General features: G+C 68.2%; 16 protein-coding genes and 1 pseudogene. 11 read left to right on the forward strand and 6 right to left on the reverse strand.

Annotated features, from left to right (window positions below; genetic code table 11):
* Positions 1-17: 17 nt before the first annotated feature.
* Both WMF26_RS44235 and parA read right to left on the reverse strand, forming a co-directional pair.
* The gene (locus WMF26_RS44235) at positions 18-680 is read right to left on the reverse strand and encodes a hypothetical protein (protein ID WP_437997634.1); all 663 of its coding nucleotides are present in this window, start codon (positions 678-680) and stop codon (positions 18-20) included.
* A complete protein-coding gene (parA, locus tag WMF26_RS44240) occupies positions 631-1,314 on the reverse strand; it encodes a ParA family partition ATPase (protein WP_061624607.1) in 684 nt (227 codons plus the stop codon). The genes WMF26_RS44235 and parA overlap by 50 nt, the downstream gene beginning before the upstream one ends.
* 274 nt (positions 1,315-1,588) lie before the next feature.
* On the opposite strand from parA, the gene WMF26_RS44245 reads away from it, so the two are divergent.
* The 7 genes from WMF26_RS44245 to WMF26_RS44275 all read left to right on the forward strand — a co-directional run bounded on the left by WMF26_RS44245 (position 1,589) and on the right by WMF26_RS44275 (position 6,740).
* The gene (locus tag WMF26_RS44245) at positions 1,589-2,113 is read left to right on the forward strand and encodes an alpha-ketoglutarate-dependent dioxygenase AlkB (RefSeq protein ID WP_437997635.1); all 525 of its coding nucleotides are present in this window, start codon (positions 1,589-1,591) and stop codon (positions 2,111-2,113) included.
* 109 nt (positions 2,114-2,222) lie between these two features.
* Complete coding sequence (locus tag WMF26_RS44250) at positions 2,223-2,504, forward strand: hypothetical protein (RefSeq protein ID WP_437997636.1); 282 nt, start codon at positions 2,223-2,225, stop codon at positions 2,502-2,504.
* Positions 2,505-2,619: 115 nt separating this feature from the next.
* Entirely contained in the window at positions 2,620-3,321 is a 702-nt protein-coding gene (locus WMF26_RS44255) for a hypothetical protein (RefSeq protein WP_437997637.1), read from the forward strand.
* A gap of 62 nt (positions 3,322-3,383) precedes the next feature.
* The gene (locus tag WMF26_RS44260; RefSeq protein ID WP_437997638.1) at positions 3,384-4,169 is read left to right on the forward strand and encodes a hypothetical protein; all 786 of its coding nucleotides are present in this window, start codon (positions 3,384-3,386) and stop codon (positions 4,167-4,169) included.
* Between the two features lie 75 nt (positions 4,170-4,244).
* Complete coding sequence (locus WMF26_RS44265; RefSeq protein ID WP_437997639.1) at positions 4,245-4,709, forward strand: hypothetical protein; 465 nt, start codon at positions 4,245-4,247, stop codon at positions 4,707-4,709.
* Between the two features lie 65 nt (positions 4,710-4,774).
* Entirely contained in the window at positions 4,775-5,248 is a 474-nt protein-coding gene (locus WMF26_RS44270; RefSeq protein ID WP_437997640.1) for a cupin domain-containing protein, read from the forward strand.
* A gap of 367 nt (positions 5,249-5,615) precedes the next feature.
* On the forward strand, positions 5,616-6,740 hold the full coding sequence (locus WMF26_RS44275; protein ID WP_437997641.1) for an LLM class flavin-dependent oxidoreductase: 1,125 nt from the start codon (positions 5,616-5,618) through the stop codon (positions 6,738-6,740).
* 81 nt (positions 6,741-6,821) lie between these two features.
* Here the strand turns inward: WMF26_RS44275 and WMF26_RS44280 are convergent, their stop codons facing one another.
* Complete coding sequence (locus WMF26_RS44280) at positions 6,822-7,886, reverse strand: DUF4423 domain-containing protein (protein WP_437997642.1); 1,065 nt, start codon at positions 7,884-7,886, stop codon at positions 6,822-6,824.
* Positions 7,887-7,904: 18 nt separating this feature from the next.
* Between WMF26_RS44280 and WMF26_RS44285 the strand changes: the two genes are divergently transcribed.
* Together WMF26_RS44285 and WMF26_RS44290 are read left to right on the forward strand one after the other, a co-directional pair.
* On the forward strand, positions 7,905-8,531 hold the full coding sequence (locus tag WMF26_RS44285; protein WP_437997643.1) for a hypothetical protein: 627 nt from the start codon (positions 7,905-7,907) through the stop codon (positions 8,529-8,531).
* 216 nt (positions 8,532-8,747) lie between these two features.
* A complete protein-coding gene (locus tag WMF26_RS44290) occupies positions 8,748-10,553 on the forward strand; it encodes a carbohydrate binding domain-containing protein (RefSeq protein ID WP_437997644.1) in 1,806 nt (601 codons plus the stop codon).
* A 122-nt stretch (positions 10,554-10,675) separates the two neighbouring features.
* Here the strand turns inward: WMF26_RS44290 and WMF26_RS44295 are convergent, their stop codons facing one another.
* A complete protein-coding gene (locus WMF26_RS44295) occupies positions 10,676-11,371 on the reverse strand; it encodes a hypothetical protein (RefSeq protein WP_437997645.1) in 696 nt (231 codons plus the stop codon).
* Between the two features lie 288 nt (positions 11,372-11,659).
* Positions 11,660-12,634, reverse strand: coding sequence for an FG-GAP repeat domain-containing protein (locus WMF26_RS44300; RefSeq protein WP_437997646.1), 975 nt, complete (start codon positions 12,632-12,634; stop codon positions 11,660-11,662).
* Between the two features lie 581 nt (positions 12,635-13,215).
* Between WMF26_RS44300 and WMF26_RS44305 the strand changes: the two genes are divergently transcribed.
* Both WMF26_RS44305 and WMF26_RS44310 read left to right on the forward strand, forming a co-directional pair.
* Entirely contained in the window at positions 13,216-13,803 is a 588-nt protein-coding gene (locus WMF26_RS44305) for a hypothetical protein (RefSeq protein ID WP_437997647.1), read from the forward strand.
* Positions 13,804-14,495: 692 nt separating this feature from the next.
* A complete protein-coding gene (locus WMF26_RS44310) occupies positions 14,496-15,269 on the forward strand; it encodes a hypothetical protein (protein ID WP_438002514.1) in 774 nt (257 codons plus the stop codon).
* 52 nt (positions 15,270-15,321) lie between these two features.
* Here WMF26_RS44310 and WMF26_RS44315 read toward each other — a convergent pair.
* Positions 15,322-15,477, reverse strand: a pseudogene (locus tag WMF26_RS44315) (DUF6210 family protein); the annotation flags it as partial.
* Positions 15,478-15,588 lie beyond the last annotated feature (111 nt).

Consider the following 15,588-nt stretch of genomic DNA (forward strand, 5'->3'; position numbering starts at 1 on the left):
GGGTCCGGGCGCGCGCGTCAGCTCGCCCTGGGCCGCTGCCGCCACAGGGTCATCAGCACCCGCCCGACCTGGACCATCCGGCCGACGCGCCCTGTCGGGCGGGTGTCCGCCGCGCGGAACGGCTCGGCGCGGTAGCTCGGGCCCGGCGGCGCGGCCTCGTGCGCGGCGGCCGCGCCGCCGCCGGCGGGGGCGGCGGACACCGGCGCCGGCCCGAGGCGCTTGTCGAGGTGCACCTCGACCGCCTCGCCGACCAGGTTGCTCACGTCGCGGTCGTGCTCGATGCAGTGGAGCAGCAACCGGTCCGCGAGCGGGTCGGGCAGGTAGACCGTGACCGCGCGCCGCGCGCGGCCGTCGTTGCCGACGAGCACCGGCGGGACGGCCGGCGGCTCCGAGGTGGTGGCGAGCGGCTGCGGCTCGGCGGCCGCGCCGGCCTGCGGCGGCGGCGGGGCGACGGACGACGGCGGCTCGGCGCTCGGCGGCGCTTCGGGCGCCCGCGCTTCCGGCGCGCGCTCCTGCTTCGCCTCGGCCGTCTTGTCGTCGTGCGCTCGCCTGTCGGCGGCGGGCCTCGACTTCACCGCGTCGGGGGCCGGCGCGCCGCCCTCGCCGCCCGCGACGAACGCGTCGACCTTTTCAGGCGACGGCGGCTTTCTTAGCGAGACCGCGACTTGCTTTTTCGCCATGATGAAGCTTCTCCAGTTCTTCGAGAAGGTGGGTGATCTCTTTGGCCGCGGCGTCCCGCGGCGCGTAGCCCGTCACCCCTTGCCCGCAGGCGAGGGACTCCTGGTAGGCGATGCGATAGCCGAGCTCCGTGGCGAGCACCGGCAGGCCCGACGTCTCGAGCACCGCGCGCGCCGTTTTGCCGAGGGCTGTGCGGCCCTGCTTGCGCGTGATGAGGATGCAGCCCTTGAGCGCGCTCCGCAGCGCCGCGGCCTCGCGGAACACCTCGATCGCGGCGGTGAGGGCCCAGGCGTCCGCGGCCGTGGGGCCGCAAGGGTAGATGGCGACGTCGGCGACCATCAGCGCCGACCGCGCGATCTCGCCGTGACGCGGGGGGCAATCGATGACCGTGAGGTCGTACGCGGCGGCGACGTCCGGCAGCTGCCCCGGCTTGTGCATCGAGGCGCCCATGGCCATGACGGTCGGGGTCTCGTGCCCCGCCTCGGCGGCCACGTCGCCCCACGTACGGACGGTCCCCTGGGGATCGGCGTCGACGAGGAGCACGCGCCGGCCCTTCGCCAGCGCGGCGACGGCGAGGCTCACGGCCGTGGTGCTCTTGCCGATCCCACCCTTCTGTCCGGTGAGCGCGATGATCATGAGCCCCCCCCTAGCAGAATTCTCGCGGCGCCGCCCAATTTCTGGAGGTCCCCGGCCGGCGGGGATGTCGCGAGAAGCGTGGAGCGTAGAGCGTGGACGGAGCGCGCGTCCCTCGCCTGCGCCGAGCGGCCGGCGCGCGCGGAGGCGATTTTCATCGCGGTGTGCCAGCCGCGCGAGCCGTCCTCCATCTGCCGTTTCAAGGTTAAGATAAAGCGGAGAGCCGTAGGGCGCGCCACCTCCACGGCGTCGACGGCTGGCTCCATCGCAGCGACTCATGCCGGAAGACCTAGAAGCTCAGTACCTGGCGGGGTTCGTCGCCGATCCGACAGCCCTGTTCGACATGGCGGAGCGGAGCCTCGCGTGGGACGACCGGATGCATTCACGCCGAACCGCCTCGTGCGGGGTGGCGTACAACTACTCGGGCATCTCCTACCCGGACTGCGAGATGCCGCCCTTCGTGCAGGAGCTCGCGGCCCGCATCGCCGGCGTGGCGGGGCACGGGATCAACAACTGCCTCGCCAACTTCTACGCCGATGGGGCGGCGAAGATGGGCTTTCACTCGGACTCCAGCGCCGGCGTCGCCGCCGGGACGACGACCTCGATCGTGTCGCTGGGCGCGCCTCGCGTCCTCACCTTCCGCCGGCGCTCTCGCCGGGGAGAGCGGCACGACATGGCCCTGGCGCCTGGCTCGCTCCTGATCATGCGCGCCAGCGTCCAGGAGGGGTGGCAACATGCGGTCCTCGCCGTCGAGGCCGCGGGCCCGCGGATCAGCCTCACCTTCCGGTCGCTCTCTCGATGAGTCGGCATCGATTGCAGCAGGCGGCCGATGGGACCAGCTGTTCATCCGAGCGGCCGCTCCGATCCGAAGCGAGCACGACGGCTTCTCTCGAGGGGACGCAGGCGGACGCATGATGAGAAGAATGGCGCCAGAGCCGACCCTGCGCGCGGCCCTACGGGTTCTCTACGTGGCATCGTACACGACGCGCAACTGGACGCTTCACGAGGAGGTCTACCGGCGACGGGTCAACGACCTCTGGGAAGCCATACACGAGATCCCGGACCTCCTTTGCCGCTGGCGCGACGGCGCAGAGAGGGAGCTGCTCATGTACTTGGACGAATACAACCACAAATGGCCATCTCCGCACCTGCGAGGGATCTACGAGCAGGCGCTCGAAGATTCGGCGACATGAGAGAGCCGCCGAACATCGAATTGGATCCGGCGGGCGGGCCATGCCCGCTCGCGGCGCCAAGGGTGTTCATTGCACGGGCATGGCGCGGCAGCGAGCAGACGAAGGTGAATCCTTGATGTCAGACACGTCCACCAAGCTCGTTGCCGCCGCGCTCGCGGATCATGGCAGGTTCAAGCACGTCGCGGCAGAGCTTGAGCGACGTGCGCCCGATGCCGGCGCGGCCGGCGCTCTTGTGGACGCCTATCGCGCCGGGGAGGCCCCACCCTGGTTGGTCGCGCATCTTCTCGGCTGCATCGGCCACGAGGTTGGCTACGCCTTGGTTCGCGAGATTCTGTTGAGCGCACCCGGGATGCTCGCCGAGAGCTACGCTGGCCCCGCGCTTGCGAAGATCCTTGGAGAACATGCTCTCTCGGACCTCTGCACGCTCGTCCGCGACGCCCCGAAGCAGGCGTCTCGCGAAGGTGCCGCCTGCGGGCTCGCGCGCATCAGATCGCCGAGCGCGGAGGCCGCTCTTCTCGACGCAGCCAGCACTGGGCGCATTCGTTGGCACGTCGCCGCGAACGTCCTCGCTGGTATTCCCATCGCTCCGTGGCGTCTGTGCGAGCTGTTCCGCTCGGGCGAGATCGAGCGCCTGCGGCTCGCCACCGAGATTGTTTCGGTGGCGCTTGGTGATGCCGACGGCGGCGGAAGCACGTGGATATACGATATTGCAGCAAAGGTGGGGCCCCTGGCTCGCGAAGCGCTCGCGAACCCCGCTCTGAACATGGCTCCTCGAAAGCGGGCGCAACTGGAAGCATGGGTGTCCAAGGCGCACTGAGCGCAGCGCGTGCGCCGCATTCTTACTGGCGCGTTGGGCTGGTACCGGTGATTTGGTGAAACATGGCATGGAAGGCGCTGCTGGATGATGCTCGATGGAACCATCGAGACGACCCGACGCGCGCTGACGAGCTCGCTCGACAGGCCATCCGTTGCGCGGAGGCGGAGGCCGATGGCGCGGAGCGCGTACGCGCCTTCGAGTCGATCGCCGACTACCTCTGCGGCCGGGAGCGGTGGGCAGAGGCGTCCACGCTCTACGGTCGTCTGATCGACCTGCTGCGAGAGGATCGCGCTTCACCGGACGAGCTCGCAGCGCGGCTCGCGCGCCGTGCCGAGCTCGAGGCGAGCGCCGGCGGCATGGAATCTGCCGCGAAGCTGCTCGAGGAGGCGCTCAGCCTTTGGCGCGCGTCGTCACGAGGTACGCTGGAGCGGGGCGCCGCATGGTATGAACGGCTGGCCGACGTGCGAGCGTCGGCAGCGCACCATGCCGCTGCGTCCGTGGCGCGGGGCCGTGCTACCGAGCTGCGCGTCGAGGCTTCGGGCCAGTACTACCAGCCCCGCGTGATGCGGCATGCGAGGAGCGACGGGACCGTCGAATACGCCGTCCACGACGTCTACTTCTCCTTGTACGGCGACGTCGAAGGTTACACCAAGCACGCGCGCTCACCGCGGATGCCCTCCGTGGCCGCGCTCCAAAGGTGGCTGGAGGAGACGTTGCCGATGGCCGCAACGGGTGTACTGTGCGGCGATCTCGGCTACGTGCACTACGCGCCCCAGCTCGCTCAATGGCTTCGCCATGTTCAGGAGGAGCCGCTGGACTATGAAAGCGAGCCCGAGTATACAGTCTGACGAGCGGCTGGCACTGACCCCGCCCCGCGCCGCAAGCACACCCGCAAGTCGCACTACCCGCGAGAGGCGATGACCGTGGCTCGTCAAATGTCACCGGAGAGGCAACGCGAGTGGCAAGAGTTGAGGGGATTCTTCGACTTTTGGGAGCGCCACCTGTTCCCCAGCTTCATGCCGCTGGACGATCCACGCCATCCTGCCAACGCCTTGGAGCAAATCGCCGAGAAGCTCGGCCCTTCGAAGGCCCTGCAAGGCCTGAAGCAGGCCATCCATGACATCGTGGAGCAATACGGACATTTGAGCGGCGAAGACATCCGTCGAGCGGACGCCGCTCTCGCAGCGAATGGATTGCTTACCTTCTCGGAAGTCAGGAGGCGGTACTGGTCGAAGTATCGAGCAGTCTTGAAACGGGGAGCCATCAGGGACGAGACAGAGCTCTACTTACTGAAGGGCATCGCGGACGACTCGACGAGCGAAGTATCCGATGAAGAGCGAGCGCAGATCTGCACGCTGCTCTCACAGTATGAAGCGCATCGGCCATAACGAATGCTTGCAGGCGACGCTTTCAGAGCGACGCGCGACTGAATACGCAAGGAAGGAGAAAGCACGTGACGAAGTCAGGTCCAGTGATCGCCTCGGATGTTCCGCCCCGAGCGAAGCCGTCCAACTACCCCGAGCCGTTTGCCTCGCGCGTCGCCGGCCGGCAGAAGCAGCCCCTGGGCGATGTATTCGGGCTCAGGAGCTTTGGCGTGAATCGCACGACGTTGAAGCCGGGCGCGATGTCGGCGCTGCGTCACTGGCATTCGGTCCAAGACGAGCTCATCTACATTCTTTCGGGTCATCCCACGCTCATCACCGATGCCGGAGAGACAACGCTCGACCCTGGCATGTGCATGGGGTTCAAGGGGGGAGATCCCGACGGGCACCATCTGGTGAACCGGTCGTCGGAGGACGTCGTATACCTGGAGATCGGGGATCGCCTGCCCGGTGATTCCGGGTCGTACCCGGACGATGATCTGAAGGCCGTCATGGGGGCCGACGGCAAGTGGCAGTTCCAGCGCAAAGACGGCACGCCCTATTGACGATCAGCGCACCCAAGCACCGCGGGGAGACATTCACCATGGACTCATCGCACGGCCAGCGGGAGGACGACCGTCGAGCGGCGGGCTGGCCGCGGCCGGGTGGTGCCCTGGCAGCAACGCTTCCGCAGCGCGGGCGGTCCAGTGCTGCTCTCGCAGCACAGCCCCGTTGCAGGGGAGGAGAGATGCCTTGCTCCCGGCCGGCGCGCCCGTGGCTCCGCCCCCGGGCACGCCGCTTGCAGCGTGCGGCGCGGCCGCACGGCGGTCGCGCCCGCGCCTACGCGCGAACGCGAGGACATCCATGAGCGACCATCCACGAAGATCCGAACGAGAGGTCGTTATGGCATGGAGGCGCGGCTAGGAGACTCCAGTGAGCAGCGACTTTCTTTGGTACCTGCCGACGCACGGCGACGGTCGCGACTTGATCGGCAGCGCACACCACCTCGAGGCCGAAGCGCAGCGCCAGCGAGCGCCGGACATCGCTTACTTGACGCAAGTCGCGCTCGCGGCGGAGCGCGCGGGCTTCCTCGCGGCGCTCATCCCCACGGGCTCGCGCTGCGAGGATGCGTGGCTCGTGGCCGCGGCGGTCGCGCAGCACACGCGTCGCTTGAAGCTCTTGGTCGCGTTCCGGCCCGGGCAGATGTACCCGGCTGTAGCCGCGCAGAGCGTCGCCACCATGCAGCGCATCACGGGCGATCGTCTCCTGCTCAACGTCGTGACCGGCGGGAGCGCGAAGGAGCAGCGGGCGTACGGCGACTTCCTCGATCACGACGCGCGCTACGACCGGACCGCCGAGTTCTTGGACGTTGTCGACAAGGCGTTCGGCGGACCCGGCGTGAACCACGAAGGCGCGCACTTCCGCGTCGAGAACGGCGGGCTCGTGGAGCCGCTCGCCGTGCGTCCCACCATCTACTTCGGCGGCGCCTCCGAGGCCGCAGAGCGCGTGGCTGCCAAGCACGCGGACGTCTATCTGCTGTGGGGCGAGACGCCGAGCATGGTGCGCGATCGCATCGCCTCGGTGCGCCGCCGCGCGGAGGGCCTCGGCCGCACGATCCGCTTCGGGCTGCGCGTCCACGTCGTCACGCGCGACACCGAAGAGGACGCCTGGCGCGAGGCGAAGCGGCTGCTCGACGGCATCCCGCCCGGCGCGATCGAAGAGGCGCAGCGCGGGCTCGGCTCGATGGAGTCGGTGGGTCAGGCGCGCATGCTCTCGCTGCACGCAGGCAAGAAGCTCGGCGTACGCGAGCTCGAGGTGTCGCCGAACCTCTGGGCGGGCGTGTCGCTCGTGCGCGGCGGCGCCGGCACGGCGCTCGTCGGGAGCCATCGGCAGGTGGCCGAGCGCATCGCCGAGTACGAGGCGCTCGGCATCGATACCTTCATCCTCTCCGGGTATCCGAACCTCGAAGAGGCGGTGCGCGTGGGCGAGGATCTGTTGCCGCTCGTCTCGTCCCCGCGCCGCGCTCGCGCGCCGCTCGGCATCGTCTCCGCGTCGTGAGCCAGCCGCTGTCACGAACGCTCTCCGGCGGCGGATCGCCGTCGACATGCCCAGGGGGAAGGGCGCGCCCCGGCTCGTGCCTCACGCGCCCAGCTCGAAGAGCTGCATCGCCACCAGCGCGACGCAATCGGGCTCGCGCGAATCCGACACGATCTGACGAAGCTCGTGGAAATACCGCACGTGCAAGGCCCGCAGACGCTCGAGGTCGCGGCGCGCGACGCTGACGAGGTTGTAGGAATACAGCCCCGGATCGCCGCGACGCTGCCGGTTCGCGGCGACGTCGAGCCAGTGCGATTTCAGTCGTTGTCGCGGTTCGGCGGCGCCGCGGGTCATGTCGACCGTCTCGGCCGTGGTGGCGTACCGCCCTTCGCGCAACCGGATCAGGCCCGCACGCGACAGGGCTTCGCGGCACGCACGCACCTCGTCGTTCGGGAGCCCGAGGCGCGCGGCGACCCAGGCGTCGTCATGGCGGGGGAGGGCCGCGTAGCTCGCGAGCTCGAGGACGCGCAGGACGGCGTGAGACCAGGGTAGCTCCGTCGCTATCCGCCGGCGCTCCTCGAGCACGCGGAAGTCGCGCGCCACCGAGGGCAACTGCCCCGGATGCACGAAGAGGGCGAGGAAGTCGAGGAGCCGCTCGGTGGTCGCGTCGACGAGGGCCAGCGCATCGGGGAGCCGGGGCTGGGACGCGCCCGCGATGAAGCGCGACACCTGGGACGCGCTGCGCCCGATACGGGCGCCGATCTCCGCGTTGCTCAGCCCTCCCTTGATGACCTGAAAGAAGGTGGCCGTGAGGGCCGGGTCGGAGACGGCGACGTCGGCGCCGAAGGCCGACTCCTGGCGTACGAAGCCCGAGAGCTCGCGATGGACGTCAACGCCGTTGTAGGCCGCGACGCGCAGCAGGGTGGGGAGCGTGGGAAAGCGCCGCCCGGACTCCCAGCCGAAGGCGACGTTCGTGCCGTACCCGAGCCGGACGCTCAGCTGCCGCTGCGAGCGCCGGCCGCGGAGCGCACGGCAGAAATCCCTTGCGATTTCATCATATTGCGACCTCTTGTATCGCATATCTGCATCGATGGTAGCACATCGGAGCGATAGAATAATGCGTGGCTGCGCTACGCGGCGCTTGCGCTGGCTCGTTCGCTGCGGCAAATGGGAGCGGAGATTTCGATGAACGTACGACTCGCTTGCTGGCTCTTGGCGGGGCTGCTCATGGGGTGCTCGCACGCCGGGGGACAGACGGGGGAGGTCGGCTCCGATCCCTGTGACTCCCTTCCGCTGGCGGCTGGTCCGGCCGTGGAGCATGGCCTCACCGACCCGACGCCCCTCGGTGTGAGCGGCCAGGATGCCCTCGACGCGACAGGCCGGGCCGGGAGCTTCGACGTGGCATGGGCCAACGGGATGATGAGCGCCGTGAGCTGGTCGCTCGTCGCCGACATCGAGAGCTCACCGGCCGTGGGGTACGTCGACCGCAGCGGCGAGTGTGACGACGCGTATCTGCAGATCCTCGTGATCGGGCGTCTATCGAGCGCCGACGGCATCCTCCACCACGAGCAGCGCGGGGCGCTCTATCGGGGCGACGACGGGGCCGCGCGCCTTCGCCTGTCGTTCGTCTTCGACGAGAACCCGTTCCCGGACGTGTACACCGGCGGTGGCTCCGGAGACGGTTGCACGGGGTGCGGCGGCGCCTTCGACCTCTCCGTCGAATCGCGCTGGGAGGCGGGCGAGTCGACCCCTCGAGGCCATGTGTACCTGCTCGAGGACGGGGCGCTGCTCGGCGAAGTCGGCGCCTTTTAAGCCAGCTCCGCGGCGCGCGCGCCCGTCTTTCACCCACGGAAGCGGCCCGCGGAGCGCGCGGTCGGCGCGAGCGGCTTCTCCCCGCGTCGGTGCGACGCGGCGATTCACGGATGTAGTGACGGAGAGGATCGACGCAGCTTGGGCTCGCGACGCACGCTTCCCGTGTGCGCGAGCCTGAGCCGGCGCTTTCCTCGTTTCAAAGAAGAAGGTTGATTCATGAGTTTCGTTTCCAGGAAGATCAAGGTCCGAAGTCTCGCCGGGGTGCTCGCTGGTTGTGTCGGTCTGGTCGCCGCTCAAGCGTCGGCCGGCGTGGTCGTGGGTAAGCCCACGCCGCACGGCAACACCGATTATCCCGAGGCCGGGACGACCCTGGCGCGGGCAGGGACCTACACGCTGGTGGGCGCGCTCCAGGAGCACGTGAAGATCAGCGGGGAGGCAGAGCCCACGTTCCCCAGCACGATGCAGGGGGCCGTCTACTTGATGAACGGTACGAGCGCCACGCCCGAGCGCGTTTACCAGTTCCCGGGGGTCGCCCAGTTCAGCCTCCAGGCCGGGAGCCAGCTCGCCATCTCGAGCCGCTTCCTCGCGTTCGCGACGCGAGGCCCGAACCCTTCCACCTCGCCGCACGCGAACTCCGTGTTCATCGCCCGGAAGACCAACGGCTCATGGGCGGAGTGCCCCCTGGTCGGCGGTCAGCGAAACTGCAACGGCGCGGTGCGCGAGAACGGCCAGAACATCAGCCACGCGCTCACCCGCATCCCGCTCAGCTACCCCGCGCTCAGCAGCTTCAAGGACATCGCGCTCGCCCTGTCCGACGATTACCTCGTGATCGGCTACAAGCGACACAGCGTGCTCGAGATCTACCGCTACAACTCCTCGAACGACACGTGGGTCCTCGAGCACTTCCTCAACGAGCCGGACGAGCGCTTCACCGGCGCCGCGGTCGCGATCGACGGCGACCTCGTCGCGGTCGGATCGCCGTGGTCCGACGGCGGCGAGGCCGGGGCCGAGCTCGGCTCGGTCCGCATCTTCCGCAGGAATGCCAGCGACGTCACCTGGAACGCCGTGGCCCTCGCGAGCGGCTATTTCTCGAGCGGCGCCTTCGGGCGGAGCCTCGCCATGGCCTCCGGGAACTTGGCTGTCACGTCCGGCGCGACGTACCTCGTCAACGACGTCATGCCGCAGCAGCACCTCTCGTTTTACCGGGTGGCGGCCGACGGCACGATCACGGCGAGCCAATCGCTGGCGACGGACCACCCTCACGTGCACCTGGCGCTTCACGGCGACACGCTGGCCAGCACGGTCAGCGGTGGAGACGAGGGCCTCTCGCTCTACAAGCGCGACGCCACGTCGGGCCAGTGGGCCTACGAGACCGGCCTGATCCGCGACTTCTACAAGAGCGTCAACAGCTCCAACTCCGGGTACGGCGGCATCGATCCCATCGGCCTCGTCGGCGATGACCTGTCGCTCGGCTGGCGCGCCTTTTCGGGCCTCCTGGGCGGCGTGGTCCACGAGAAGGTCAGCCTGATCGACGCCTGCCGCGATCCTCGCAACCTCGTGACCAACTGCTCTTTCGACAATGTGACAAACACCTCGCTCGCGGGGAGCCAGAGCAGCAGCGGCTGGCAGCTCCTCAACTGGAACGGCGCCTCGGCATGGGCGGACTTCACCGGCCGCCAGATGCGCATCAACGTGCAGCAGCCCGGCTCCGACATGTGGCACATCCAGGCTCGCACCACGGTCAACCTGTCGCAGGCGGGGCGCTACCTGCTGACGTTCCGTGCCAAGGCGGACGACGTGCGCACGTTCGTGGTGAACCTGGGACGCAACGGCAACAGCGACAACAACTGGGCGAGCTACGGTCGCGTGACCGCGGCGGCGGGCCCCGCGTGGGTCGTCTACGCGTTCGAGCTCCCGAACGTCCCGCAGGATTCCGCGGCGCTCCTCGACATCAACGTCGGCAACGCAGGGACCGCGGCCGTCACCGTGGACAGCGTGAAGCTCGTTCGTCTGGCGCAGTAGCCACGTCGCGCGAGCCGCAGACGAGGGGCCAGCGAAGGCTGGCCCTTCACATCGTGCACGAGGAGCTCGCGCGCGGGCGCGCGGGCGCCAAAAGGCGCTCCTCGCGATGGGCTGAAGCGGAGCTACGCGGCCTTGGCCGGCTTCGGGTTCAGCGCGAGGAAGCGGCGCTGGTAGGCGTAGGAGCGAAAGCGGATCTGCAGCGGCGGATCGTTGCCGCTCTGGATCTCGACCTTCGCGCCGTCGTCGTGCTCGGCGCAGTGCGGGATGCGCAGCGTGTACGTCGTGCCGCCGCCGGTGCGCACCGCGATGCCCCCGAGCGCGAGCCCGGCCGCGGCGACGGCCACGTTGGTCCCGGTCTGGCCGTCGTGCGCCTTCGCCTCGACGCCGCGAGTCGCCGGCCTCGCGCACAAGCAGCAGCCTTCCGGCCAGCTGATCGTCTGGCCCGCCACCGGCGCCGAAAAGACCGGCGTCGGGTGGACGTAGTCGTCGGCGAGCACGGTGAGGACGCGCTTGTCGACGAGGTACGCGGCCTGGCACTTGTCGCAGAACGCCGGCTCGTCGGTGTGGTTGAGCTCGATCTCCGCGAGCGCCGCCTGGCAGCGCGGGCACGTCGCGGTGCCGGCCAGGTCCTTGGCGGCGAGGAGCGCCCCGAGCGCGAACACCGCGAGCCCGATGCCGCCGACGAGGCAGAGCGCCCACAGGAAACCGGAGCGGCCGATCATCGCGCGGAAACAGAGGAATGAGAGGCCGGCGAGCACCACCGTAATGACGGCGTACTTGATGGTGGAGCCCGTGTTGCGGGTCACGGTGGACGTCATGAGCGCGACCTTAGCGCCGATCGACCCTCGCGCGCGCGCCGAACGCCGTCGCGGAGAGGGGGTAGCAAGGTAGGAGGGTAGCGCGTCCAAACGCCTTCCGGCGCTCCGATACCATCGTGCCCCACATGCCCGTTGACGTCATACCCGGAGCGCGGCGCCGCCTCGATGCGCCGGAAACATAAATTATTTCAATAAGTTGGCGTGAACGTGCCCCGGAGCGGCGGACGGACCGTTCGCGGGCGTCGAAGACGTCCCTCGCTCCTCGCGGTCGTGCGCGCGCGGCAGCGCTCAGGGCGCCGTCGCGCAGCCGCGACCGCGGAAGACGACCAGACCGTCGACCTGGACGCCCACGACGTCAGGACACCCGTTGCAGTCGAAATCGGTGATGCCGATGCCGAAGCCGTCGATGTCCCGGGAGGTGCCGGGGAATGGCGCCGGCTGGCCTTCGAACGTGCCCTCCGCGGTCTGCAGGAACGACCACATCTCGGCGGTGTTTGGGCTGACCACGACGAGATCGCTCCGCCCATCGAGGTTCAGATCCGCGATCTGCAGGCCTCCGGAGGCGAAAACCTGGGGGTCATCGATGGTGAGCAGCGGCTGCGGCGCCGTCAGCTTGCCGAGGTCGTCTTGCAGCAGGATCCAGACCCGCATCGGCCCGTCGCTGTGCTCGTGCGTGACGGCGGCGACGTCCTGGCGTCCGTCGTTGTTCACGTCGCCCACCGCGACGGAGACGAACGAGACGCCCGAACTCGGCGGCGTGGTCTCGAAGAAGACCTGCTGCCCGGACGTGTCGAACCCGCGCTCGGCGTCGTGCGGAAAAACCGCGACGCCCGCGCCCACGCCGTCCATCCCGATCACCGCGTCCGGGCGCCCGTCCCCGGTCACGTCGCCGGTGACGATGCCGGACATGAACACGCCGGCCGGCAGATCGTGGGTGAGCTCGTAGCCGCCGTCGCCGTCCCCCCGGTAGACGAGGATCTTGCTGTCGTACCCGAGCCCGACGAGGTCGAGGACGCCATCCCCGTCATGATCCACGGCGCTCGAGGAGAACGTGGTCGGCCCGGCGATCGTCCTCGGGGGCTCGAAGGCGCCGCCGCCCTGGTTGTGGAGGAAGACGAGCCCTTCCTGCTGAGCGACGACGATGTCGAGCGCGCCGTCGTCGTCCGCGTCGAGCAGCAACGTGTCTTCGACCGAGTTGGCCGGCGTGGAAGGGGTGTAGATGACCTCGCCGTTCAGGTCCCGCACCCGCGGATGCGTCTGCAAATACAGCTCTTTGCGATCCGTGCTCACGAAGCGCGTCACCAGGGGCTCGGCGGCGCGTTCTTGCTCGGCGCATCGCGTCGCGGAGCCGGTCACGACGGTCGACGGTCCTCCCCTGCCGGAGACGATCGCGCGATTTTTCACCGCGGCGCGGCGATCCCCTCACACGTCGTGCACGTCACGCGTGAGGTCGAGCAGAGAGCGGACGAACGGGTCGGCCTCGTCCGCGGGCCGTCCTACGAGTCGCCCGACGATGGCGATAGGGCCGCAAGGAGTCTCGCCCATGGCGATGGCTGGGTGGTTACTCTGAACCGGGCATGGTGCCTCGCCCTTGACATCCTCAAAGCATTTTGTTCTCATTTTTCAGGTTTGCGGAGATGACGATGCCAATGCTTAGAATCGATTCGATGCGGTCCATGTCTCGCCCCTCGGCCGTGGTGTCGAGCTGCTCACGGGCCTTGTTCGCGCTGCATGCTGGATTTGCGATCGCAATTTCAGCATGCGGCGCAGAACATCCGTGTCCTTCGGAGGAGCAATTACGATACGCAGTCCGGGCGGACCTCAGCTGCCCTTCGGTTCAAGAAGTGGAGGAGGCCGCCACGCCGCACTACGAATACGACATTTCGGTCACGTTCAACGAGAGGAATGCTGGCTTCGGGGAGCTCGCCGACCGACCGTGGACGGTTTGCTGGTACCGCGTCGAGGGCTCTCCTCTCGAGTACCACTGCGCTGACGACGCGAGCATCGTGGAGGACGACAGTCTGCAGTCCAGAACGCTGCGCCTCGCCTTGGTTCAAGAGACCGGGCGCGACGACCTCTGGGCGGAATCCAAGCGCTTTTCGGACGAAAGAACTGGTTATCCGATCGCATGCGACGCCGAGGGGTTGCTTTACGGCCATACCATCGTCCACGAGGTGACGACGCTGGATGCCGCCCTGGCCACGATGCCCGCCGATTGTCCCGCCATGTTGACCGAAGAACAGCTGAGCGACGCGCTCGTGGATGATCCTTCCGCGGAGGATGGGAAGCGCGAATGGAACGAGGCCGGCGAGAGGCTTTCTGGGCTGGTGGGACGCGATTTCTACCCGGCGCGCGTGCACTGCGTTTACGATGTGATCGAGGCGCGCGTCTGCAGGACTTCTGAGCTTGGTTCGGGATTCGGACCCAAGTGACGAGGTGGAGCGCTCCGGGTCTCCAAGCCGATGTCAGGAGGCTGCGCTCGCGGCTCCGCACCGCATCGCCGAGGAGCAGGCGCCGTCCCCGCACCGGCCGGTCGAGGCGCGCGGTCCCCCCATCTCGCTCCCCCATCGCCCCGCGGGGACCGACGCCCAGCATCGGCGCGACGAGCGCCGGGTGTCTCCCGGTCATCAGCGACCCGGAGCATGTCGTAGATGCCGCGCGACGGATGCCGTCGAGGTGAGCTTCCGGTGAGCAGGCGGCGCCAGGCTGCCTTGCGCGCGGTCGACGTCTGGAGTCGTCCCGTCGAGACAGATCCGGGACGGAGCGCCGGCTTCGTTCTTTATCCGGCATGGAGGAGGGCCAGCCGCCGTCGTCGCCGCGCACCGGCAGCCGCGAGCAACCAGCGCGGCATGCCGGCGGAGGGCGTCATGCGAGGGCGCCCTGGACGCACCCGCGGCCTGTGCGGCCCTCAGCTCGGGTTCGGTGTCCCCCCGCGGGCCGCAGCTCCACGTGGATGCAGCCCTCGGCGCAGAGGCGGACCGCGAAGGCATCCACGAGGCGTCGGGGCTCGTTAGGCACAGCAGCAAAATTCCGCCCTGTGCCAGCGACGTGCCCTGTGATAAGAGACAATGGCACATCCGCGATCACATGTGGGGCCATGAGATCGCAGGAAGGGGGTAAGGCCATGGGATCGCGTTTGAGGGCAGCGCTCGCCGCTGCGGTGATGGCGGCGTCCATCTCTGCCGTTCACGACGTCTTCGCGGAACCGGAGGATGACGGGCTCGAGGAGCAGGAGAAGGCCTGCAACGATAACGTCACGTACTTTCGATCGAGAGTCGACAACGTCGTCATGTGGTCGAGCATCTTCATGATCACTGGCGCAGTCATCTCCGCGACGGGAAGCGCTCTCGCCGGCTTCCTCAACAGTAACTCACGCAGGAAGGCAGCAGCGATCGTTGGGGCACTTGGGGCTGTTTTGACGGTGACGCCGAAGGTGCTTCCCGACAAGGAGCATTTGTTGGCATCACTGAGCTCCGCCGAGAAACATCGTCTGGTTGGAACGAAGATCAGGAACCAGTTCCAGTTCGCGAGACCAGGCGAGTCATTGGTCGATGCGCAAAAGTATGTGTCTGCCAGATTCACCGACTGCGCGAGCCTCGATCCGCCTCAGGGCGTGCCGGAGCTGCCTTCGTTGGACCCCGTGTCGTCATACGAACCAACACCAGTGGCGCAGACTCCCGAACCAATATCAGTGGCGCACGTTCCCGAATCAATATCAGCGGCGCAGACTCCGGTGGTTGCGTCTTCCGATCGATCAGCGCAGTTCGCTCGCGCGGCGGCGCCAACCACCGCTCAGCGTAGTCCGCCTCACGCCGGTGATAACCGACCAGGACGCAAAATTTTCCAGCCAGCACAGAAGCCGACGATTCCATTCGATGCTGCGCGTTCGGATTTTTAACAGCCGGTACGGCAGCCCATTGTGGCGTTGCGTCTGTACAGGATACACGCGCTAGGACCTTGCGCTTGGCGTCGAACGGGACGAAGACCCCCTCCATCTCCGGCTGCGCGCAGCAAACACGACAGGTCTGGTTCGTATAGAGCACTCCGCTCGGGTGCTGGATGATGACCCCCAGTCCTGCGTCGTAAAGTCGGATGCGCGCCGTCATGATCCCCGTCTCCACGAGCAGCCCGGACCACCGCCGGAAGCGCCTGCATCGCAGGGCGGAACGGCCGGCAGGCTACCACAGGGAGCCGCGATCCGCAGACGCCCCCAGGGG

The sequence above is a fragment of the Sorangium sp. So ce185 genome, assembly GCF_051526825.1.
Classification (GTDB): Bacteria; Myxococcota_A; Polyangia; order Polyangiales; family Polyangiaceae; genus Sorangium; species Sorangium cellulosum_D.

Excerpts from the sequence above, each read along its gene's own strand:
- WMF26_RS44260 (WP_437997638.1), top strand. The coding sequence starts at position 3,384 with ATGGCATGGAAGGCGCTGCTGGATGATGCTCGATGGAACCATCGAGAC.
- WMF26_RS44290 (WP_437997644.1), top strand. The coding sequence starts at position 8,748 with ATGAGTTTCGTTTCCAGGAAGATCAAGGTCCGAAGTCTCGCCGGGGTG.
- WMF26_RS44310 (WP_438002514.1), top strand. The coding sequence starts at position 14,496 with ATGGGATCGCGTTTGAGGGCAGCGCTCGCCGCTGCGGTGATGGCGGCG.
- WMF26_RS44250 (WP_437997636.1), top strand. The coding sequence starts at position 2,223 with ATGATGAGAAGAATGGCGCCAGAGCCGACCCTGCGCGCGGCCCTACGG.
- WMF26_RS44235 (WP_437997634.1), bottom strand. The coding sequence starts at position 680 with ATGGCGAAAAAGCAAGTCGCGGTCTCGCTAAGAAAGCCGCCGTCGCCT.
- WMF26_RS44285 (WP_437997643.1), top strand. The coding sequence starts at position 7,905 with ATGAACGTACGACTCGCTTGCTGGCTCTTGGCGGGGCTGCTCATGGGG.
- WMF26_RS44295 (WP_437997645.1), bottom strand. The coding sequence starts at position 11,371 with ATGACGTCCACCGTGACCCGCAACACGGGCTCCACCATCAAGTACGCC.
- WMF26_RS44245 (WP_437997635.1), top strand. The coding sequence starts at position 1,589 with ATGCCGGAAGACCTAGAAGCTCAGTACCTGGCGGGGTTCGTCGCCGAT.
- WMF26_RS44255 (WP_437997637.1), top strand. The coding sequence starts at position 2,620 with ATGTCAGACACGTCCACCAAGCTCGTTGCCGCCGCGCTCGCGGATCAT.
- parA (WP_061624607.1), bottom strand. The coding sequence starts at position 1,314 with ATGATCATCGCGCTCACCGGACAGAAGGGTGGGATCGGCAAGAGCACC.